Raw genomic sequence first — 21,428 nt, forward strand, 5'->3', positions numbered from 1 at the left:
TTAAATGGAACAAGCAATCCGTCTAAAATATTTGATAACTAGACATCAGGAAATGTATTTCTTGGCGTTTGCTTTATTTGGCTATATGCTTATTTATATAGATCCTTATGATTCTAAAATATTTCCTCCTTATATTAATGTACTTGTTAGAGGAATTTTGTTTATTTTATCACTATATTTTATAATAAAAAATTTTTTAATTCTTAAAAATAGAAAAAATATTGCTTTAGCATTTATATTATTTTTTTTGTTTCACTTTTTTAAATTGTATATAACTTTACCAAGCATTGCATTAGATTCTAATGCTTTTTCTAATCTAAAAAATTCTGTCTATTATTATGGTCTTATTGTAATACCTGTTCCGGTAATAGCAATTTTAACTTTAAACTACCAGACAATTGACTTTAATAAGTTTTCTCAAACAATATTTTGGTTTCTATTAATTCTTCTAGGAATTAATTTTGTGCATACAAATTTTATTTTTGAAGATTATAATAGTAATGGGAGAGGTGGGATATTCAGATCATATTATATTTTTGTAGGTCATTATGGTCTTAGTTTGGTCGTCTTATCATTGTATATGTATTTATTTTTAAGACGAAAAGGATATCAATATATACTCGGTATATTAATAGGAGTTTTTCCTATATATGTTTCTGCTGCAAGAAGTCCCATTTTAGCTTTGTTAATAATTCTTTCCCTTTTTCTAATACTTATTAACAAAAAAAAATATTGGATATGTTTTTTTTGTCTATTATTATTATCTTTAGTGGTTTTATATTTCATATACAAAAGCAAAATTGGTGAAGACTTAATTTTTTTTAAAAGATTAAATGACGCAATTTTTGAAAATAATGCATCAGGAAGATCTTTCTATTTGAATCAAGGAATAGATGTATTTATAAAACATCCTTTTTTAGGAGGTAATGCTTTATTTAAAGATGGTATGTACCCGCATAATCTATTTGTAGAAATTCTTATGTCGACAGGATTATTGGGTATGGCTCTGTTTATAATTTATTTTAAATTTGTAGCAGAAAGCTTTTTTAAAATATTAAAGAATATTTATAAATATAAGGAAAGTGGGATATTGATTTTTTTTTTCCTGCAGTATTTTATTTTAGCTCAAACCTCGGGAAGCCTATATTCATCATTTGAATTTTGGTATTTTGGAGCAGCCGTAATCGGTTTAGGATATATAAATTTTACAAATGAAGAAACTAAAAGTAATAACCGTCGTGGGAACACGGCCTGAAATCATCAGATTATCAAGAGTATTATCAGCTTTAGATGCATCTGAAGCTGTTGAGCATATTATTGTTCATACCGGACAAAACTATGATTATGAACTGAATCAGATCTTTTTTGAAGATCTGGGACTTCGTAAACCAGATTATTTTCTGGAAGCAGCAGGTAAAACGGCAACAGAAACCGTAGGAAATATCCTTATCAAAATAGATCCTCTTTTGGAAGATCTTAAACCGGATGCTTTTTTGGTGTTAGGAGATACCAACTCGTGTCTTTGTGCAATCCCTGCAAAAAAACGGCAGATTCCTATTTTCCATATGGAAGCGGGAAACAGATGTTTCGACCAGAGGGTTCCTGAAGAAACCAACAGAAAAATTGTAGACCATACGGCAGATATTAACTTAACCTATTCAGATATTGCCAGAGAATATCTCTTGCGCGAAGGACTTCCTGCTGACAGGATTATCAAAACTGGTTCGCCGATGTTTGAAGTCTTACATCATTATCTTCCGCAAATTGAAAAATCCGATGTCCTTAAACGTCTTAATCTTGAAGAAGGAAAATATTTCGTAGTATCATCTCACAGAGAAGAAAATATTAATTCTGAAAAAAATTTTGACGGATTAATAGAAAGTCTGAATGCAATCGCTGAAAAGTTTCGTTTACCAATTATTGTTTCTACCCATCCCAGAACAAGAAATATGATTGATAAAATGAACTTTGAGGTGAGACCGGAAATTCAATTTTTAAAACCTTTAGGTTTTCATGACTATAATGCGTTGCAAATGAAAAGCTATGCGGTTTTATCAGATTCAGGAACAATTTCTGAAGAATCTTCAATTCTTAACTTCCGCGCATTGAATATACGCGAAGCTCATGAACGTCCTGAAGCTATGGAAGAAGCATCCGTAATGATGGTAGGGCTTTCTCCGGACAGAATCTTGCAGGGCCTGACCCAGCTTCAGCAGCAAAAAACAGGCAGGGAAAGAAATTACAGAACGGTAGCAGATTATTCAATGCCGAACGTTTCCGAAAAGATGGTAAGAATTATACTAAGTTATACCGATTATATTAACAGGGTTGTCTGGAGTAAAAGCTAATGAGAATTCTTATTGTAACGCAGTATTTTTACCCGGAAAACTTTAAAAGTAATGACTTGGCCTTTGAGTTGAAAAAAAGAGGCCATGATGTTACCGTGCTCACCGGAATCCCCAATTATCCTGAAGGTAAAATATTTTCAGGATACGGATATTTCAAAAAAAGAAGACAGATTATTAATGATGTTAAAATTATAAGAGCACTTTTATTGCCTAGAGGAAATGGCGGCGGTGTTAGGCTATTTATCAACTATTTTAGCTGGGCTTTTTTTGCCTCACTAAAAGCATTAAAGCTATCCTCAAAAAAATATGACGCAGTAATAGTTCATGAACCTTCACCAATTACCCAGTTTTATCCCGCGCTGGTTGTAAAAAAACTTCAAAAGACACCAATTTATTTCTGGGTAATGGATTTATGGCCGGAAAGCCTTGAAATTGCCGGCGGTATTAAAAATAAATTCATACTCAATTTCTTCACCAAAATGGTGCGAAATTTTTATAAAGAATCAGAAAAAATATTGATTACCTCTAAAGGTTTTAAAAAATCTATTTTACAAAAAGGTAATTTTGAAAATAAAATTCATTATTTTCCCAACTGGGCAGAAGACACCATATCTTCAGGAAATACAGAATTTCCTATTCCTGAACTTCCGGAAGGATTCAGGATTATGTTTGCCGGAAATATAGGCGAAGCTCAGGATATGGATAATATTATGAAGTCAGCTTTAATGCTTAAAGAAAACAAAGACATTAAGTTTATATTATTGGGAGATGGCAGAAAAATGCCTTTTGTACAGGAATTTATTAAGGAAAATAATCTTGGGCAAACAGTATATACCTTAGGACGTTATCCTGTAGAAGCTATGGCATCTTTTTTTAATAAGGCTGATATATTATTAGTGAGTCTTAAAGATGATCCTATATTCAATATTACAGTTCCCGCTAAAGTACAGGCGTACATGAGTTCCGGAAAACCCATTTTGGCTATGCTGAATGGAGAAGGAGCAGAAAATATAGCTGAAGCCGAATGCGGATTTTCCGTTCCAGCAGGGAATAGTGAAGAATTAGCAGCTAAAATTAAAACAATATCACAAATGAAAAAAGAAGATTTAGCAATTTTAGGAAGAAATGGAAAACAATTTTATAAGTTGAATTATAAAATGGAACAGTGCATTTCAAATCTTGAAAAAATAATTTCCCAAAAATGAAAACAATTATTACAGGAGCTTCAGGGTTTGTAGGGCAGAATCTTTCACAATACCTAAAGAATGAAAACTGCGATATTAAGGCAATATCATTGCGTTCAGACTGGACTCTTGACAACGATGCAGATGCTGTAATCCATCTGGCCGGTAAAGCACATGATGTCGAAAACAGCTCTGCAGAAGAAGATTATTTCAAAATTAATACAGATCTTACAAAAAAAGTTTTTGATGAGTTTTTAAATTCGGATATCAAAGATTTTATTTATTTTAGCAGTGTTAAGGCTGTAGCCGATTGTGTTGAGGATATATTGGATGAAAATCGCTTTGCAGAACCCAAGACTCCTTATGGGAAATCTAAAAGGTTTGCAGAAGAGTATTTACTTACTAAAAAGATTCCTGACACAAAAAGACTTTTTATTATTCGCCCTTGCATGATTCATGGCCCCGGAAATAAAGGTAACCTTAATCTTTTATACAAAATTGTCAAAATGGGAATTCCATGGCCATTAGGAGCCTTTGATAATAAAAGATCTTTTTTAAATATTGATAATCTTAATTTTTTAATATTACAAATACTTAAAAACAAAAAAATTGAATCTGGAATCTATAATTTTGCAGACGATGATTTTTTATCAACCAATGAGCTGATTAAAATTATTGATGAAGTATTAGGCAAAAAAACAAAGCAATTGAATGTATATCCGGATATTATAAATATATTTTCAAAAGTAGGTGATAAAGTAAAACTTCCTTTAAACTCAGAAAGATTAAAAAAGCTTACAGAAAATTATAAAGTATCAAATAATAAGATAAAATTAGCTTTGAATATCAGGCAACTTCCCGTTTCCACTAGAGAAGGATTAATAAAAACTATAAAAAGCTTTCAACACAAATGATAGAATATCTCTTAATTTTCATAACCTTGTTCATTTTGATTCAGGCATATTTTGCAGTTGCAGACAAATATAATATTATCGATAAGCCGAATCATCGCAGTGCCCATTCGCAGATCACCCTCAGAGGAGGGGGAATAATTTTCCCTATTGCCTTTATTATTTTCTCCATATTCAATTATAAGGAGGTAATGGAGACGTATTGGTCTTTCGGACTTGGGTTATTGGCCATATGTCTCGTAAGTTTTATTGACGATGTCAGGACCTTGTCCGGAAAAATACGAATCACTGTTCACTTCCTGTCGGTAGCACTTTTACTTAATTTCACAGGAACATTCAGTGCAATGCCGGTCTGGGTGTGGCCTGCTTTTTTCATCATGATTATCGGTACCCTCAATGCATACAATTTTATGGATGGCATTAATGGGATGACAGGAGCTTATACCCTGGTGACCTTATTAACTTTATTCTACATAAACCGTGATATTATCACATTTACACAGGAAAATTTTATCATGTATGCACTTTTGGCATCTTTAGTATTCCTGTTTTTCAATTTTAGAAAAAAAGCAAAGTGTTTTGCCGGAGATGTGGGAAGTATGGGAATCGGTTTCTGGCTGATCGCATTGATTACTTTACTAATCATGAAAACGCAGGATTATAGATACATACTTCTTTTTTCAGTATACGGAATGGAGGTTGTACTCACGATCATAGAAAGACTCATGATGAAAGAAAATATATTTGAAGCTCACAGAAGGCATCTGTATCAGCTTCTTGCCAATGAGAAAAGAATGTCTCATCTGGTCATAAGCGCGGTTTATGCTTTAACCCAGCTGGTAATAAATCTTTTTTTAATACACTCAGAACTGCCTGTTTACGCAATTATTCCGATTATATTTATTCCGCTTGGCAGCGTTTATCTCTTCCTTAAATTAAGATTAAAGAAGAAAGTACAATCATCAGTAATTAAATAATATGAAAATAAAAGAAACGCCTCTAAAGGACTGTTACATCATTGAACCTACAATTTTTGAAGATGATAGAGGTTATTTTTTTGAAAAGTACAATGAGAAAAGATTTGAGGAGCTTACCGGATTGAATGGTCATTTTGTACAGGACAATATATCCAAATCTTCTTACGGTGTCATCCGTGGAATTCATTTACAAAAAGGAGAGCATGCGCAGGCGAAACTGGTTTCCTGTCTTGAAGGCAGAGTGTGGGATGTGGCGGTAGATCTGAGAAAAGATTCTCCCACATTCGGAAAATGGTTTGGAATCGAGCTTACGGCAGAAAATAAAACACAGCTGTATGTACCGAGAGGTTTCGGACATGGATTTTCGGTGTTAAGTGAAACAGCCGTTTTCGCTTATAAATGTGATAACTTTTACGACAAAGAATCTGAAGCTGGAGTACTGTACAGCGATTCCTATTTGAATATCGACTGGGGAATTCCAGAGCAGGATGCAGTTTTATCTGAAAAGGATCAAATATTACCAGGCTTTAATAAAGAATAAAATTAAAAACAGCAATATCAGGACCACCGCAACAGGTGGTTTTTATTTTTTATTCAGGACTCTTCAATATTTTGTATCTTTGCCAACTCAAAATCAAAAAGATGCGTACAAAATCGGTAGGGAAGAAGAAAATCAATGTAGTAACGCTTGGGTGTTCCAAGAATGTTTATGACTCTGAAGTTTTGATGAGCCAGCTCAAAGCCAATGGTAAAGAGGTGGTTCACGAAGACAAAGGAGATATTGTAGTAATCAATACCTGCGGATTTATAGACAACGCTAAAGAAGAATCTATCAATACCATTCTGGATTATGTGGAGGCAAAAAACAGGGGAGAGGTAGAAAAAGTATTTGTTACGGGATGTCTTTCGGAGCGCTACAAACCGGATTTGATAAGAGAAATTCCTGATGTAGATCAATATTTTGGGACCAGAGATCTTCCTATTTTGCTTAAGCATCTTGGAGCAGATTACAAACATGAGCTGGTCGGAGAACGTTTGACAACAACTCCGAAACATTACGCATACCTTAAAATTTCTGAAGGCTGCGACAGGCCCTGCTCGTTCTGTGCAATTCCTCTCATGAGAGGTGGCCACGTTTCCACACCGATCGAAAAACTTGTTCTAGAAGCTCAAAAGCTTGCTAAAAAAGGGACGAAAGAACTGATTCTTATTGCGCAGGACCTTACGTACTATGGATTGGATATTTATAAAAGACGTGCATTGGGCGATTTACTAAAAGAATTGGTAAAAGTAGAAGGAATTGAATGGATTCGTCTTCACTATGCTTTTCCAAGCGGCTTTCCGGAGGATGTTTTGGATATCATCAGAGAAGAACCGAAAGTTTGTAACTATATTGACATTCCTCTTCAGCATATCAATTCGGAGCTGTTGAAATCTATGAAAAGAGGAACCACCCATGAAAAAACGGATGCGCTTCTGGGAAAATTCAGGGAAAAAGTTCCGGATATGGCCATCCGTACAACTCTTATCGTTGGCTATCCGGGAGAAACGGAAGAAATTTTTCAGGAATTGAAAGATTGGGTAAGAGAACAAAAATTCGACAGGCTCGGATGTTTTACCTACTCTCATGAAGAAAATACCGGTGCTTATGTGCTGGAAGATAATATTCCGCAGGAAGTTAAAGAAGCCCGAGTAGAAGAGATCATGGAAATTCAGTCGCAGATTTCATGGGAAAAGAACCAGGAGAAGATAGGGAAGGTATACCGTTGTATTTTCGACCGTAAAGAAGGGAATTATTTCGTAGGCAGAACAGAATATGATTCTCCAGATGTTGACAATACAGTCTTGGTGTCTGCAGAAAATACTTATATTTCTATCGGAGATTTTGCAGAAGTTAAAATAACATCAGCTGAAGAATTTGACCTTTATGGTGAATTGATATAAAATATCATTTTCAAAAGACTTAAAATAATTAACATTTGGTTACAATCTCCTGCTTACAGGGCCTGAACTTAATGTTGATTATTTTTTTTGAACCTATTTTAGAAGATTAATTAAAACGTTTATCAAAACACTCAATATATAAGTAACTGATTTTTAGTATTTTATAATTGAAGATAAAACACTCAAAATATAGAATAGTTAAAAAAGTTAACTTTTGAGCTTTAATTTTAACGTTTTTTAACAATAGCATTTATAGTAATGATAATCAGATAGTTAAATAAATTATTAACATTAATTTAAGAGTTTATTAACGTTTGTTAACTTTTCGAGTAGGCACTTTAGAAGATTCCTGATACATTTGCCCCGTCAAACAAATAAAAGTTCAAAGTGATGAAAAGATTAATTCTCGTAATCATAATGATGATTTCAACCCTTGGTGTTTATTCGTTCAAAATGAATGCCATAGATGCGAAAAAAACAAGTTATGCATCGTACTACCACGATAAATTTAACGGTAGAAAAACGGCCAGCGGAGAAATTTTCGATAACGCAAAGTTTACTGCAGCCAACAGAACGCTTCCTTTCGGAACAAATATTAAGGTAACGAACCTAAACAATGGTAAAGAGGTAATTGTGAAGATTAATGATAGAGGACCTTACCATTCATCAAGAGCATTAGATATGTCTAAAGCTGCGTTCGATGAAATCGGAGATACCGGCCGCGGTACCATTCCGGTGGAATATGAAATTGTCGATTAATTTTATGATTTAAATTAAAAAGCCAACCTTCGCAGTTGGCTTTTTTTATGCTCAAAAGTTATAAGCTAATCTCCACAAGGGCAGGGCAATGATCCGAATGTACTGCTTCCTTTAAAATAACCGCTCTTGTTAGCTTATCTTTTAAGGTATAAGAAGCGAAATTATAATCCAGCCTCCAGCCTTTATTCCGTTCTCTGGAATTTTGCCTGTAACTCCACCAGGTGTAGTGATCCGGTTCATTATTAAAAAACCTGAAACTGTCGATCAGCTCACATTCATTAATGAAATTAGTCATCCATTCTCTTTCCATAGGCAAAAAACCCGAAACGTTCTTTAATCCTACAGGATTATGAATGTCAATGGCTTCATGGCAGATATTAAAATCTCCTGAAATGATAAGATTAGGAATTTCCTTCTTTAGATTTTTGATATATTCTAAAAAATCATGGCAGAACTGCATTTTAAAGTCCAGTCTTTCAATATTGGAAGCAGACGGAACATATACCGAAATAGCAGAAAAACCATCGTAATCCGCACGGATGACTCTTCCTTCATTATCATAGCTTTCGATACCGCAGCCATATTCAACATGATTGGGCTTTATTTTAGAAGCTAGCCCGACGCCACTGTAGCCTTTTTTTACGGCCGAATGCCAGTAACTGTAATAACCAAGCTTTTCAAGGCTTTCGATATCAATCTGATCGTTTCCCGCCTTGCTTTCCTGGATGCAGATGATATCCGGATCTGCAGATTTGAGCCAGCCCAAAAAATCTTTGGTAAAAGCAGCCCGTATTCCGTTGACGTTGTAGGTAATTAATCTCAAAACTTTAATTTTTTCAAAAATACGAAATGCAGCCCGCTTATAGTGTCTTAAAATAGTTTCGGGCGGAAAAAATCTTTGATTTTTTCCGCCCGAAACATGAGTATAATTAAGATTCAAAGATTTTAATTAATCTTTGCAACCCAAATTGCAAAATTAAAAGACATCGTCAAAAAGCAAAATGCCAAAGGATATCTGCTATTTCGGCTCCAGAACACTGATCGGAATGATACACTCTTCAAGTGAAATTCCGCCATGCTGATAGGTCTCTTTATAATAGTTCACAAAATGATTATAGTTTTTAGGATAGGCAAGGAAAATATTATTCTTGGCAAAAATGTACTTCGAACTTAAATTCCCCTTGGGTAAAAACAGTTTTTCCGGATTGGTAATTGCCCATACATCGCTGTCGTCGTACGTAAGGCTTTTCCCTGTCTTATAACGGATGTTGGTTGACGTTTCTCTGTCGCCCACTACTTTACTCGGTTTTTTTACATAGACCGTTCCATGATCGGTTGTAATAACCAGTTTAAATCCGTTTTCAGCAGCAACTTTAATGATCTTCATTAATGACGAATTCTCAAACCAGTTTAATGTCAGTGATCTGAAAGTCTTATCGTCACGGATAAGCTGATCCACGATATGATTATCCGTCTTCGCATGCGAAAGAATATCAATAAAATTGTAGACAATCACCAAAAGATCATTATTCTTGTGCTGGTTGAAATCATCATAAATCTTACGCTCAAAATCTGCGTTCAATACTTTAAGATACTTCATGGATTTGGAGCTAAGACCGATTCTTTTCATCTGATCTTCAAGGAAATCACGCTCATACTCATTTTTATTTCCTTCCTCATTATCATTAAACCATTTATCAGGAAAGCGCTTTTCAATTTCAGAAGGCATAAGCCCAGCAAAAAAAGAATTTCTTGCATATTGCGTAGCCGTCGGAAGAATACTGTAATAATAATCTTCAGAAACCTTATTGTAATATTTGGTAAATAACGGTTCAATCACCTTCCATTGATCATAGCGGAGATTATCGACCATCAGCAGCAAAACTTTTTCCTTTTCTACTTCCGGTTTTACTTTTTCTTTAAAAAGGGTGTGGCTCATCATGGGCTTATCAGAATCATGGAGCCAGTCTTCATAGTTGTTTTCGATAAACTTGGCAAACTGAATATTTGCCTCTTCCTTTTGAGATTGAAGAAGATCAGCAAACTCATTATCCGTTACTTTGTCAAATTTAATCTCCCAGTTCAGGATTTTCTTATAATATTCCGCCCAATCCTGATAGGTTCTTAAATAAGAAAGCTCCATAGAGAGGTTCCTGAATTCCTGCTGGTACTGAAGAATAGTTTTCTGCTCTACAAGATTGTCCTGCTGAAGGTTTTTCTTTAAAGAAAGAAGAATCTGGTTAGGATTTACAGGTTTCAGAATGTAATCTGCAATCTGTGATCCGATGGCTTCTTCCATAATATGCTCTTCTTCACTTTTGGTCACCATAACTATTTTTAAAGAATTGTCTTTATCTTTAATCATAGGTATCGCTTCAAGACCGGAAATTCCGGGCATATTTTCATCAATAAGTGTTAATGCGAATTTTTCTGAGTCCATTAACTCCAGCGCCTCATTTACATTATTTACGGGAGTTACCTGATAACCCTTTTTTTCAAGGAATACAATGTGAGGTTTAAGGAGATCAATTTCATCATCTATCCATAATATCTTTTCCGACATAAATTTACTTTTTTACATGGTTATTGTATCAAATTGCCGACCAACTATCATTAAAATCTGCCAAAATGAACACGTGTAAAGTTAAATATAAGTTAATGAAAACTGCAATATTTCAGGATAATAATTCTTTGAATTTTCGGGACTTATTTTTTGATACTATTTTAATTTCCGTTCAATTTTAAAATCCCTAAATTTGTTACAAATTCAGACGTTTTCAATGCAGAATAAACTTAAAATCATTAACGATCCGGTTCACGGTTTTATCAGAATTCCACACGAAATCCTATTTGATATTATTGAGCATCCCTATTTCCAGAGATTAAGAAGAATCGGGCAGACCGGCCTTCTGAATCTGATCTTCCCGGGAGCTACCCACACGAGGTTCCATCATGCGCTTGGTGCGATGCATCTAATGTTTACGGCTCTTGAGACATTAAAACAAAAAGGGGTTAAAATATCGGAAAACGAGGAAAAAGGCGCAATGCTGGCAATTTTGATGCATGATATTGGCCACGGCCCGTTTTCCCATGCACTGGAAAGCATGCTGATGGACGATTGGCATCATGAAACCCTTTCGCTGCTACTGATGAATCGACTGAATGAAGAGTTCAAAGGGGAACTGTCTTGTGCCATTGAAATGTTTCAGGGAAGATACCACCGGAAGTTTTTCAATCAGCTAATCTCTTCACAGCTGGATGTTGACCGTCTGGATTATCTGAATCGAGATAGCTTTTTCACTGGAGTTTCCGAAGGAAGTATTAATACCCAGCGTATTATCTCCATGATGAATGTCTGTGAAGAGGGTGAGCTTGTAATCGACGCCAAAGGTGTATATTCCATAGAAAATTTTTTGACCGCCAGAATGTTTATGTATTGGCAGGTTTATTATCATAAAACCTCTGCACTTGCTGAGTTTTTGCTGGTAAAAATTCTTGACCGGGCCAAATATTTAGTTTCGCAGGGTGTAGATCTTCCGGCAGGTGATAATCTGAAATATTTCCTCTACCGCGAAAAAAGTGCAGCTACCGATGAAGATGTTATGAGGTTTACCCAGCTGGATGATAATGATGTCATCCAGGCAATGAAATCCTGGCAAAGTGCGGAAGATAAAATATTATCGTACTGGTGCCGGTGTGTCATTCAGAGAAACCTTCCTAAAACAATTATCTCTTCTCATCCTTTTGATCCGGAATTTATTGAAGAAAAAATAAGAAATACAAATGATTTTTTCGGAATTGATAATGGTGACGAACTGGTACACGAGATCAAAAGAAAACTTCTCCCGTATGATACCGAAAAACAGCCCATTTACCTTCTGCAGAAAAGCGGTAAAAAAATTAGGCTTGAAGAATCGGAAGACCAGCTTTTGTCAGGCCTTATGACCAATATGACAACACGGTATATTCTCATGTTTCCAAGGGATATTTCGGGGGGCAATTCTTAAATATTAATAAAATTTACTTTCCGAAAACCAAAAAATGTTTGCGAATTACAGAATTTCTTATCTTTGCAGAATATGGAATTCACAGCTTCGCAAATTGCAAGTTTTATTGACGGAAAAATAATAGGTGACGGCAATGCACTTATTACAGGAGTTTCACCTATTGAAAGCGGGGAAACTGGGCATCTTTCTTTTATAGCACAAGATAGATTTACGCATTATTTAGATACCTCAAGATGCTCCGTTATCATTGTTTCAGAAAGTCTTATCACAAAAGATTCTTATAATCCTACCGTTATTTCGGTGAAAGATGCTTACCTTTCCTTTCAGATACTGATGAACCTTTATCAGGAGATGCAGGGAAGAAAAGAAGGCATTGAGAACGGCTCTTCAATACACGAGACTGCCGTGATCGGTGAAAAAGCTTATATCGGCGCTTTTACCTATGTTTCAGAGAAAGCGAAGATAGGGGAAGGATCACAGATTTATCCTCAGGTATACATCGGAAAAGGTGTTAAAATTGGGAAAAACTGTAAAATAGACAGTGGTGCCAGAATTTATGATTACTGCATCATCGGAGACAACTGTGTGATTCATTCCAATACCGTAATCGGAGGCGATGGATTCGGGTTTCAACCCACTTCGGAAGGATTCAAAAAAATTCCGCAGCTCGGAAATGTTATCATTGAAGATGATGTGGAAATCGGTTCAAACTGTAGTATTGACCGCGCAACCATCGGATCTACCGTTATCGGAAAAGGAACAAAAATAGATAATCTGATTCAGATCGCACATAATGTGAAAATCGGTAAAAACAATGTCATTGCAGCGCAGGCCGGTATTGCAGGATCCACAACAATCGGAGACTGGAACCAGATCGGTGGTCAGGTAGGTATTGTAGGCCATATTAAAATAGGAAATCAGGTAAGAATTCAGGCCCAGAGCGGGGTTAATTCCAGTGTAAATGACAAAGAAACATTATACGGATCACCCGCAATCAATTATAATGATTATCTGAGAAACTACATTCATTTCAGAAACTTTACTGAAATCGTTAATAGAATTAAAAATCTTGAGAATAACTCAAAAGATAAAACTAATGAGTGATATGCAAAAAACGCTTCAGCAGGAAGTGACACTTTCCGGGATCGGACTTCATACTGGTAAAGAAGTAAAACTTACCATGAAACCAGCCAAAGAAAACACAGGTTTTGTTTTTGTAAGAACAGATCTTGAAGGCCATCCGCAGGTCGAAGCAGATGTAAACTATGTAGTTGCTACAGAACGAGGGACCACATTAGAAAAATTGGGCGTAAAAATTACAACCTGTGAGCATCTTTTAGCCGCATTGGTTGGTTGTGATATCGATAATGCAATTCTTGAAATGGATGCTTCAGAGCCGCCCATTCTCGACGGATCTTCAAAATATTTTGTTGAAGCTATTGAAAGCGTGGGTGTTGTAGAACAGAATATCGCAAGAGAATATCTCGTGGTAAAAGAAGTTCTTACCTACAGCGATCCTGCTACAGGATCTGAAATCACAATTATTCCTTCCGATACGTACGAAGTAACAACAATGGTTGACTTCGGAACTAAAGTTTTGGGAACCCAAAATGCTACATTAAAAAATATTTCCGAGTTTAAAGATGAAATTTCCTCTGCAAGAACATTCAGCTTTTTGCATGAGCTTGAAATGCTTTTGGATCATGGCCTTATAAAAGGTGGTGATATTTCAAACGCGATCGTATATGTAGACAAAGATCTTACTCCTGAAACTACGGAAAAACTGAAAAAAGCTTTTGGCAAAGACAATGTTTCTATACGGCCAAACGGAATTCTTGATAATTTAAATTTAAACTACCCTAATGAAGCGGCAAGACATAAATTACTGGATGTAATTGGTGACCTGGCGTTGGCGGGAGTAAAGATAAAAGGTAAAGTTATTGCCAACAAACCGGGGCATTACGTAAACACGCAGTTTGCGAAAAAACTGAACCGACAGTGGAAACTGCAGAAAAAGAAGAACGTGCCTGATTTCGACCTTACGAAAGAGCCTGTTTTCGACATCAACGGAATTATGAAGCTTATGCCTCACAGACCCCCGTTTTTGTTAATTGATAAAATTCTTGAGCTTTCGGATTCCCATGTTGTGGGATTAAAGAATGTAACGATGAATGAGCCTTTCTTCGTAGGACATTTTCCAAAAGAGCCTGTAATGCCGGGTGTTTTACAGGTAGAAGCTTTGGCGCAGACCGGAGGTATCCTTGTACTGGCAAGCGTTCCGGATCCTGAAAATTACTCTACCTATTTTATCAAAATTGATAAAGTAAAATTCAAGAGAAAAGTAGTGCCGGGAGATACTATTATTTTCAAAATTGAATTGATCGAGCCGATCAGAAGAGGAATCGTCCATATGCAGGGCTACGGATATGTAGGAGACGCGATTGCCGTAGAAGCAGAGTTAATGGCTCAAGTTGCAAAAAATAAAGTTGATTAAATGATTCATCAATTAGCAGCCGTAGATAAGCGTGCGAAAATCAGCAAAAATGTAATCGTAGAACCTTTCACTACCATTGCAGGGGACGTTGAAATAGGAGAAGGAACCTGGATCGGCCCCAATGTTACCATCATGGATGGAGCAAGAATTGGTAAAAACTGCAGAATTTTTCCGGGAACTGTGATTTCGGCAATTCCTCAGGATTTAAAATTCGATGGCGAAGATACTCAAGTTATTATCGGAGACGAAACCACAATCAGAGAATGTGTCACCGTAAACAGGGGAACAAAAGCGCTCGGGTTTACTAAAATCGGAAAAAACTGCCTCATCATGGCAACCTCACATATTGCGCATGATTGTGTAATAGGAGACCACGTTATCATTGTAAACGGTTGCGGTATTGCCGGACACGTAGAAATTGGCGATTATACCGTAATGGGAGGGCTGTCGGCAGTTCATCAGTTCGGTAAAATCGGAAAACATGTCATGATCTCAGGGGGAACGTTGGTAAGAAAAGATATTCCGCCTTATGTAAAAGTTGCTAGAGAGCCGATGTCTTATGCGGGCATCAACTCCGTGGGATTAAGAAGAAGAGGGTTTACCAATGAGAAAATATTTGAAATCCAGAAAATCTACAGAGCTATTTTCCAGATGAAAATGAATGTTTCTCAGGCTATTTCTCACATCGAAAAAGAAATGCTTCCAACAGCAGAAAGAGATGAGATTCTTCAGTTTATTCAGAACTCTCCGAGGGGAATCGTGAAAGGCTACGGAACCGGAAAAGAGTAATCAATAAAATATATATGAAAATTTTAATCTTTTTTATCATGCTTTCAGCGACTTCTGTGTTTGGACAGCAAACGGAAGGATTAAAAACTCAAAAAACAACAAAGACTTCCATCATGGAAAGAAAAATTCCTGAAAAGTCCAAAGACAGCCTTGCCAGAAGTAATTTTAATTCTATCCTGAAGCAAAAGGATAATTCAAGCTCTATTTTTGGAACGGCTAATCAGTATAACTCTGAGGTGCAGATGAATGTAAACCGTTTGCAGAATAATGTGAATACGTTCAATAATAATACATTCAACAGGATGACACCGCAGGGGCAGGGAATACAATTTAATAAAAGAAAATAATTATATACAAAATTAATGGCAACAAGTAACGATATCAGAAAAGGACTTTGTATTGAGTACAGCAACGATATTTATAAAGTTATCGAATTCCTTCACGTAAAACCGGGAAAAGGTCCTGCTTTCGTTAGAACAAAATTAAAATCTGTAACCAACGGAAAAGTAATTGATAATACTTTCTCTGCAGGTCACAAAATCGACGAAGTAAAAGTAATCACCAGAAAGTATCAGTATCTTTACGATGATGAAAACGGATTCCACTTCATGAATAATGACGATTTCTCTCAGCTTTACCTTAATAAAGAAATGATTGAAAACTCAAACCTTATGAAAGCTGGTGAAGAAGTTACAATCATCCTGAAAGAAGCAGATGAAACTCCACTTTCTGCAGAGTTACCACAATCAGTTTATCTTGAAGTAGTGGAAGCTGATCCGGGGGTAAAAGGAAACACTGCAACCAATGCCCTTAAAAACGCCATCGTTGAAACCGGAGCAAGAGTAATGGTTCCTTTGTTTATTGAACCGGGTGACAAGATTAAAGTGAGTACCGAAGACGGTTCATACTTAGAAAGAGTTAAAGAATAATTTTTGATACAATGAATAGAGATTCGGAATGCGAGAGCAAACCGAATTTTTGTTTTATATAAAACCTTAAAAAAGCCCTGGACGGACGATTTATAATAAGGTCGGGCCCAATCCGGCAAATTTTGTTATCATTAAACATCATTGAATAATATGAAGTTTCATCAGCCGCAAAAACTAAGAACAATTGCTGATATTATCGGAGCCAAATTCGTAGGTCCTGAAGATTTTGAAGTCTTGGGAACCAATGAAATCCATATGGTAAAACCAGGCGACATTGTCTTTGTTAATCATCCCAAATATTATGATAAGGCCCTGAATTCCGCTGCCACAATCATTCTTATCGATAAAGAAGTGGCATGTCCCGAAGGCAAAGCCCTTTTGGTTTCAGAAGATCCCTTCAGGGATTTTAATAAAATCAACACCCACTTTACAAGAATCTACAACTTTACCGAAGAACTTCACGATATGGAAATTGGTGAAGGAACTCATATTCATCGTTCAGCGGTAATCGGCAACAATGTAAAAATCGGAAAGAACACCCTCATTTTCCCTAATGTTGTGATCGGGGACAGAACAGTTATAGGAGACAACGTTGTCATCCAGTCCAATACCGTATTGGGAGGCGATGCGTTCTATTACAGAAAATTAGACGGAAATTTTGATCGTCTCATTTCCGTGGGAAATGTAGTCATTGAGAATAACGTTGAAATCGGAAACGGATGTACTATTGACAGAGGAGTAACAGATTCTACGGTTATTGGCGAAGGCTCAGTGTTGGATAATCAGATCCAGATCGGGCACGACACGGTAATTGGCAAAAAATGCCTTATTGCTTCCCAGACAGGGATAGCAGGCTGTTGCATTATTGAAGATGAGGTTACCATCTGGGGCCAGGTGGGAATCGCTTCAGGTCTCAGAATAGAAAAAGGTACTGTTCTACTTGCAAAAGCTGGAGTAAACAGAGATTTAACTAAAGGGACATACTTTGGTTTCCTTGCGGAAGACTTCAGAACCTATCTGAAAAAAGAGGTTAAACTGAGAAATCTCAAATAAACAAATTGTTTAGATTTATCTTAAATCAAAGAAATTTAATTAAATTTGTGTGCATTTAAAAATTAATAAATAAATTAAATAAATAATAAAATGTCAATTTTAGTAAACAAAGATTCTAAAGTAATTGTACAAGGATTTACGGGGAATGAAGGTACTTTCCACGCAAGCCAGATGATCGAATACGGTACCAATGTAGTTGGTGGTGTTACTCCGGGAAAAGGAGGAAGCGAGCACCTTGGAAAGCCGGTATTCAACACGGTAGCTGATGCTGTGGCAAAAGCCGGAGCAAACGTGAGTATCATTTTCGTACCGCCTGCATTTGCTGCTGATGCTATTATGGAAGCTGCCGAGGCAGGGATCAAAGTAATCGTATGTATTACCGAAGGTATTCCTGTAGCAGATATGGTGAAAGTAAAATCTTACATTGCCGACAGAGACTGCAGATTAATCGGTCCGAACTGCCCGGGAATCATTACTTCTGAAGAAGCTAAAATTGGTATTATGCCAGGTTTCGTTTTCAAAAAAGGAAAAGTAGGTATCGTTTCAAAATCTGGTACCCTTACTTATGAAGCTGCAGATCAGGTGGTAAGAGCCGGTTTCGGTATTTCTACAGCAATTGGTATCGGTGGAGATCCAATTATCGGAACTACGACCAGAGAAGCTTTGGAATTATTCATTAATGATCCTGAAACGGAAGCAGTTGTAATGATCGGAGAAATCGGTGGAGGTCTTGAGGCAGAAGCTGCAAGATGGTACAAAGCGAGCGGTTCTACAAAGCCGGTAGTAGGTTTCATTGCAGGACAAACAGCTCCTAAAGGAAGAACAATGGGTCACGCAGGTGCTATCGTTGGCGGTGCTGAAGATACGGCTCAGGCAAAGATGGAAATCATGAGGGAAAACGGTATCAATGTAGTAGATTCCCCTGCTGACATTGGTGTTACCGTGGCTAAGGTTTTAGCATAATTAAAAAAATATACACAATGAAAAAATTTTTATTACCCTCCGCCTTGTTATTGTCGGTGATGTCTTTCGCACAAATAGACTTCAGCAGTACAAGATTCGGGGTGTCTGCCGGAGGTACCCTTTCGGCAGTGAAAAACGCTCACAATCCCTCAGGAAGAAGACTTTCAGTAGAGGCTGGAGTGTTGGCTTTAATTCCTGTTGGCAGTACCAACCAGTTTTTCATTCAGCCTGAAGTACAGTATTTCGGGGCCGGAGAAACAGGAAAAGACAAAGATGCTAAAGGGAAAGACGGTTATGATGCGGTATATGCAAATAACTACATCAGTGTACCGGTAAGTTTTAAGGCTTATTTTTCCGAAGCAGAATCAGAATTTTTCGGATTGATAGGGCCAAGGTTTAATTTCCTGATAGATCAGAAAGTTAAGAATGCTCCTGTATCAAGACCTTATTACGATCCTGATGTTACTGTGGCATCCCTTCCTAATGTCAATGGAAAAGCCAATAGCTTTAATTTTGGAATTGGCTTTGGTTTTGGGTACAGCTACAAAAGACAGCTGGAAGTTGCAGCAAGATATGATTTTGGACTTTCCAATACATATCCCGGACTGGACAATGAACCGAATGGCACTGGTAAAAACAAATCTGAACAGGTTCTCAGTGTAAGTGTGAACTATATTTTCAGGTAAGAAATTTAATTTCTAAACATAAACATTCCCGAAGCTTTGCTTCGGGAATGTTATTTTATACTAATAATTATTCAATTAAAATTATCCTTTAATCCATTTCCAGATCTCTTTAAGCGTAGCTTTATTTCCATACATCAGAATGCCAACTCTGTATATCTTTCCTGCAACGAAAATCATAAAAATGGTAGTCATGAGGAGCAAAGCAATTGATAAAGCAATCTGCCATGCCGGTACACCGAAAGGTATTCTCGCAATCATCGCTACCGGAGAGGTGAAAGGAATAATCGACAGCCAGAACCCCAGCGGTCCGTCCGGATTATTCATTAAGGAAAAACTGCCGTACATTCCCAACATCAGAGGAAGTATGGCAAAAAGAGTGAATTGCTGGGTCTCCGTCTCATTGTCTACTGCTGATCCAATGGCTGCATATATTGAACTGTAGAAGATATATCCTAAAAGAAAAAATACGATAAATACAAAAATAATCAGCGGAAAATTAAGTTCCAGCAGATTGTGAGAGATTTGGGTCGCAATCTGTGCAATATCAAGCTTGCTGGCAAGTTCTTCATTTCCTCCCGGAATATTCTTTTGTATAGAAGAAAAGCCCGTATTCAGAACCAGTGCTCCGATTACAGACATGGTAATCCATACCAAAAACTGTGTTAATGCAACCAAAGTAACGCCCAAAATTTTTCCCATCATCAGTTCAAAAGGTTTTACCGAAGAAATAATAATTTCAACTACACGGTTGTTTTTTTCCTCAAGAACGCTTCGCATTACCCGTACACCATAAATAATGATAAACATAAAAGTAACATACATTAAAAGAATGCTCAGACCACTTTTCACGCCAAATCCCAGATCGGAATCTTCCTTGTTGTTTTCAGAAACGTTGATCGTTTTCAGGGTAAAACTTTTATCAAGATTAATTAGCTGCTTTTCTGCAATACCCAACTGTTTTATTTTTTCTTTTTTAATAACATCCGTGATGTCAGAGACTATTTTCTGCTTTGTGTCAAAGCCAATTTTGTTGTTGATAACAAGTCTTGTGTTTTTCTGAAGATCATCAAAGTTTTGATTTTTGAGTTCCGGCAAAACCAGGATTCCGTCTAACGATTCATTGCCTTTCAGGTTATTAATTTTCGACTTTTCGTCAGCCGCCGAAACAAAAACATACTTCAGCTGTTCGGAAGATTTGAGCTGATTCTTAAACAGACCGCTTTTATCTACGACTTCAATAACGCTGTGAGATTCATTGGCTTTAAACATGAGACCAATGACTGCCCCAAAAGCAACAAGAAGAACAGGAGCAAGAATGGTCAGTATGATAAAGGATTTTTTCTTTACCTGCGTTAGAAATTCCCTTTTTGTAATTAAAAAGATATTATTCATAATTAAAAATTGCTGCTAACTGCATTAATAAAAACTTCGTTCATGCTTGGGATCTTTTCTTCAAATGATCGTACTTTTCCTACGTGGACAAGATCCAGAAGAATATCGTTTTGATTGGTTTCATTCTTTAGATCAAAGGAAATGAGATTATTTTCATATACCGGATGGGAGGTGTCATATTTTTTGATGAAATTTTCAAGTTGGATGTCATTCACGTCAGAAAGGATAATCCCGAAAATATTTTTTTTGAATTTCTCCCTTACATCGAACACCCTTCCGTCGATGATTTTTTTGGAATTATTAATTAATGCAACATAATCACACATTTCCTCCACACTTTCCATACGGTGAGTGGATAAAATAATGGTTGTCCCGTTATTTTTAAGATCAATGATCTGATCTTTTATCAGATTGGCATTTACGGGGTCAAAACCTGAGAAAGGCTCATCCAGAATCAGTAAATTGGGTCTGTGCAGTACGGTGACAACAAACTGAATTTTTTGCGCCATACCTTTAGAAAGCTCAGAAAGTTTCTTTTTCCACCACTGATCGATATGAAGCTTGTCAAACCATTTTTTTGCTTCATTTAGAGCATCATTTTTGGTCATTCCTTTGAGTTCTCCGAAATAAAGCAGCTGGTCGCCAACGGTCATATTCTTATACAAACCTCTTTCTTCCGGCATGTAACCAATATCTTTAATATGATCCGGATTGAGTTTCTGCCCGTTAATGGTAATAGTACCCGAATCTGCTTGAGTGATCTGATTAATAATACGGATGAATGAAGTTTTGCCCGCACCGTTCGGTCCTAAAAGGCCATATACGCTCCCTTTCGGAACATGGATGCTGAAGTCGTCCAATGCTACTTTTTTGCCTGCATTGTAAGTCTTTCTGATATGTTCAGCTTTTAGCATTACATTGTTTTTACTGATTAGTATGAAAAAGTTCCGAAAGTTACGGAATTATTGAAAACAGAATAATCTAAAAGAAAA

At 36.5% G+C, this 21,428-nt stretch carries 21 protein-coding genes; 17 read left to right on the forward strand and 4 right to left on the reverse strand.

Annotated features, from left to right (window positions below):
* Positions 1 to 4 precede the first annotated feature (4 nt).
* The 8 genes from HHL20_RS01475 (at position 5) to HHL20_RS01510 (ending at position 8,123) form a co-directional block, all read left to right on the forward strand.
* Complete coding sequence (locus HHL20_RS01475; protein ID WP_169229432.1) at positions 5 to 1,255, forward strand: O-antigen ligase family protein; 1,251 nt, start codon at positions 5 to 7, stop codon at positions 1,253 to 1,255.
* The gene (gene wecB, locus HHL20_RS01480; RefSeq protein WP_169229433.1) at positions 1,212 to 2,348 is read left to right on the forward strand and encodes a non-hydrolyzing UDP-N-acetylglucosamine 2-epimerase; all 1,137 of its coding nucleotides are present in this window, start codon (positions 1,212 to 1,214) and stop codon (positions 2,346 to 2,348) included. The genes HHL20_RS01475 and wecB overlap by 44 nt, the downstream gene beginning before the upstream one ends.
* Complete coding sequence (locus HHL20_RS01485; RefSeq protein ID WP_169229434.1) at positions 2,348 to 3,553, forward strand: glycosyltransferase family 4 protein; 1,206 nt, start codon at positions 2,348 to 2,350, stop codon at positions 3,551 to 3,553. The genes wecB and HHL20_RS01485 overlap by 1 nt, the downstream gene beginning before the upstream one ends.
* The gene (locus tag HHL20_RS01490; protein WP_169229435.1) at positions 3,550 to 4,446 is read left to right on the forward strand and encodes an NAD-dependent epimerase/dehydratase family protein; all 897 of its coding nucleotides are present in this window, start codon (positions 3,550 to 3,552) and stop codon (positions 4,444 to 4,446) included. Before HHL20_RS01485 ends, HHL20_RS01490 begins: the two co-directional genes overlap by 4 nt.
* Complete coding sequence (locus tag HHL20_RS01495; RefSeq protein ID WP_169229436.1) at positions 4,443 to 5,420, forward strand: MraY family glycosyltransferase; 978 nt, start codon at positions 4,443 to 4,445, stop codon at positions 5,418 to 5,420. The genes HHL20_RS01490 and HHL20_RS01495 overlap by 4 nt, the downstream gene beginning before the upstream one ends.
* A 1-nt stretch (position 5,421) precedes the next feature.
* Complete coding sequence (gene rfbC, locus HHL20_RS01500; protein ID WP_169229437.1) at positions 5,422 to 5,961, forward strand: dTDP-4-dehydrorhamnose 3,5-epimerase; 540 nt, start codon at positions 5,422 to 5,424, stop codon at positions 5,959 to 5,961.
* Between the two features lie 101 nt (positions 5,962 to 6,062).
* A complete protein-coding gene (gene rimO, locus HHL20_RS01505) occupies positions 6,063 to 7,364 on the forward strand; it encodes a 30S ribosomal protein S12 methylthiotransferase RimO (protein WP_169229438.1) in 1,302 nt (433 codons plus the stop codon).
* A 387-nt stretch (positions 7,365 to 7,751) separates the two neighbouring features.
* Positions 7,752 to 8,123, forward strand: coding sequence for a septal ring lytic transglycosylase RlpA family protein (locus HHL20_RS01510; RefSeq protein WP_169229439.1), 372 nt, complete (start codon positions 7,752 to 7,754; stop codon positions 8,121 to 8,123).
* Positions 8,124 to 8,181: 58 nt separating this feature from the next.
* Here the strand turns inward: HHL20_RS01510 and HHL20_RS01515 are convergent, their stop codons facing one another.
* Positions 8,182 to 8,946 carry an exodeoxyribonuclease III gene (locus HHL20_RS01515; protein WP_169229440.1) on the reverse strand — a complete coding sequence of 255 codons (765 nt, stop codon included), beginning with the start codon at positions 8,944 to 8,946 and terminating at the stop codon, positions 8,182 to 8,184.
* 195 nt (positions 8,947 to 9,141) lie between these two features.
* Positions 9,142 to 10,686 (reverse strand): T9SS response regulator signal transducer PorX, encoded by a 1,545-nt coding sequence (porX, locus tag HHL20_RS01520; RefSeq protein ID WP_169229441.1) that lies wholly within the window; start codon positions 10,684 to 10,686, stop codon positions 9,142 to 9,144.
* Between the two features lie 217 nt (positions 10,687 to 10,903).
* Between porX and HHL20_RS01525 the strand changes: the two genes are divergently transcribed.
* From HHL20_RS01525 to HHL20_RS01565, 9 genes are all read left to right on the forward strand, one after another.
* On the forward strand, positions 10,904 to 12,130 hold the full coding sequence (locus HHL20_RS01525) for an HD domain-containing protein (RefSeq protein WP_169229442.1): 1,227 nt from the start codon (positions 10,904 to 10,906) through the stop codon (positions 12,128 to 12,130).
* 72 nt (positions 12,131 to 12,202) lie between these two features.
* Positions 12,203 to 13,234 (forward strand): UDP-3-O-(3-hydroxymyristoyl)glucosamine N-acyltransferase, encoded by a 1,032-nt coding sequence (gene lpxD / locus HHL20_RS01530; protein ID WP_169229443.1) that lies wholly within the window; start codon positions 12,203 to 12,205, stop codon positions 13,232 to 13,234.
* Complete coding sequence (locus HHL20_RS01535; RefSeq protein ID WP_029294772.1) at positions 13,227 to 14,624, forward strand: bifunctional UDP-3-O-[3-hydroxymyristoyl] N-acetylglucosamine deacetylase/3-hydroxyacyl-ACP dehydratase; 1,398 nt, start codon at positions 13,227 to 13,229, stop codon at positions 14,622 to 14,624. The genes lpxD and HHL20_RS01535 overlap by 8 nt, the downstream gene beginning before the upstream one ends.
* A complete protein-coding gene (gene lpxA, locus HHL20_RS01540; RefSeq protein WP_066439196.1) occupies positions 14,625 to 15,413 on the forward strand; it encodes an acyl-ACP--UDP-N-acetylglucosamine O-acyltransferase in 789 nt (262 codons plus the stop codon).
* Between the two features lie 14 nt (positions 15,414 to 15,427).
* Positions 15,428 to 15,760: a hypothetical protein gene (locus tag HHL20_RS01545; RefSeq protein WP_194306220.1), complete on the forward strand. Its 333-nt coding sequence runs from the start codon at positions 15,428 to 15,430 to the stop codon at positions 15,758 to 15,760.
* A gap of 15 nt (positions 15,761 to 15,775) precedes the next feature.
* Positions 15,776 to 16,342: an elongation factor P gene (efp, locus tag HHL20_RS01550; RefSeq protein WP_027379799.1), complete on the forward strand. Its 567-nt coding sequence runs from the start codon at positions 15,776 to 15,778 to the stop codon at positions 16,340 to 16,342.
* Between the two features lie 150 nt (positions 16,343 to 16,492).
* Positions 16,493 to 17,395 (forward strand): UDP-3-O-(3-hydroxymyristoyl)glucosamine N-acyltransferase, encoded by a 903-nt coding sequence (locus tag HHL20_RS01555; RefSeq protein ID WP_169229444.1) that lies wholly within the window; start codon positions 16,493 to 16,495, stop codon positions 17,393 to 17,395.
* Between the two features lie 90 nt (positions 17,396 to 17,485).
* The gene (sucD, locus tag HHL20_RS01560; protein ID WP_029294782.1) at positions 17,486 to 18,358 is read left to right on the forward strand and encodes a succinate--CoA ligase subunit alpha; all 873 of its coding nucleotides are present in this window, start codon (positions 17,486 to 17,488) and stop codon (positions 18,356 to 18,358) included.
* A gap of 17 nt (positions 18,359 to 18,375) precedes the next feature.
* Entirely contained in the window at positions 18,376 to 19,044 is a 669-nt protein-coding gene (locus HHL20_RS01565; protein ID WP_169229445.1) for an outer membrane beta-barrel protein, read from the forward strand.
* 81 nt (positions 19,045 to 19,125) lie between these two features.
* Here HHL20_RS01565 and HHL20_RS01570 read toward each other — a convergent pair whose 3' ends face one another.
* Entirely contained in the window at positions 19,126 to 20,436 is a 1,311-nt protein-coding gene (locus HHL20_RS01570; RefSeq protein ID WP_169229446.1) for an ABC transporter permease, read from the reverse strand.
* Between the two features lie 2 nt (positions 20,437 to 20,438).
* The gene (locus HHL20_RS01575) at positions 20,439 to 21,350 is read right to left on the reverse strand and encodes an ABC transporter ATP-binding protein (RefSeq protein WP_169229447.1); all 912 of its coding nucleotides are present in this window, start codon (positions 21,348 to 21,350) and stop codon (positions 20,439 to 20,441) included.
* Positions 21,351 to 21,428 lie beyond the last annotated feature (78 nt).

Origin of the sequence: Chryseobacterium cheonjiense (assembly GCF_012927265.1) — a bacterium.
In the GTDB taxonomy this organism is placed as follows: domain Bacteria; phylum Bacteroidota; class Bacteroidia; order Flavobacteriales; family Weeksellaceae; genus Chryseobacterium; species Chryseobacterium cheonjiense.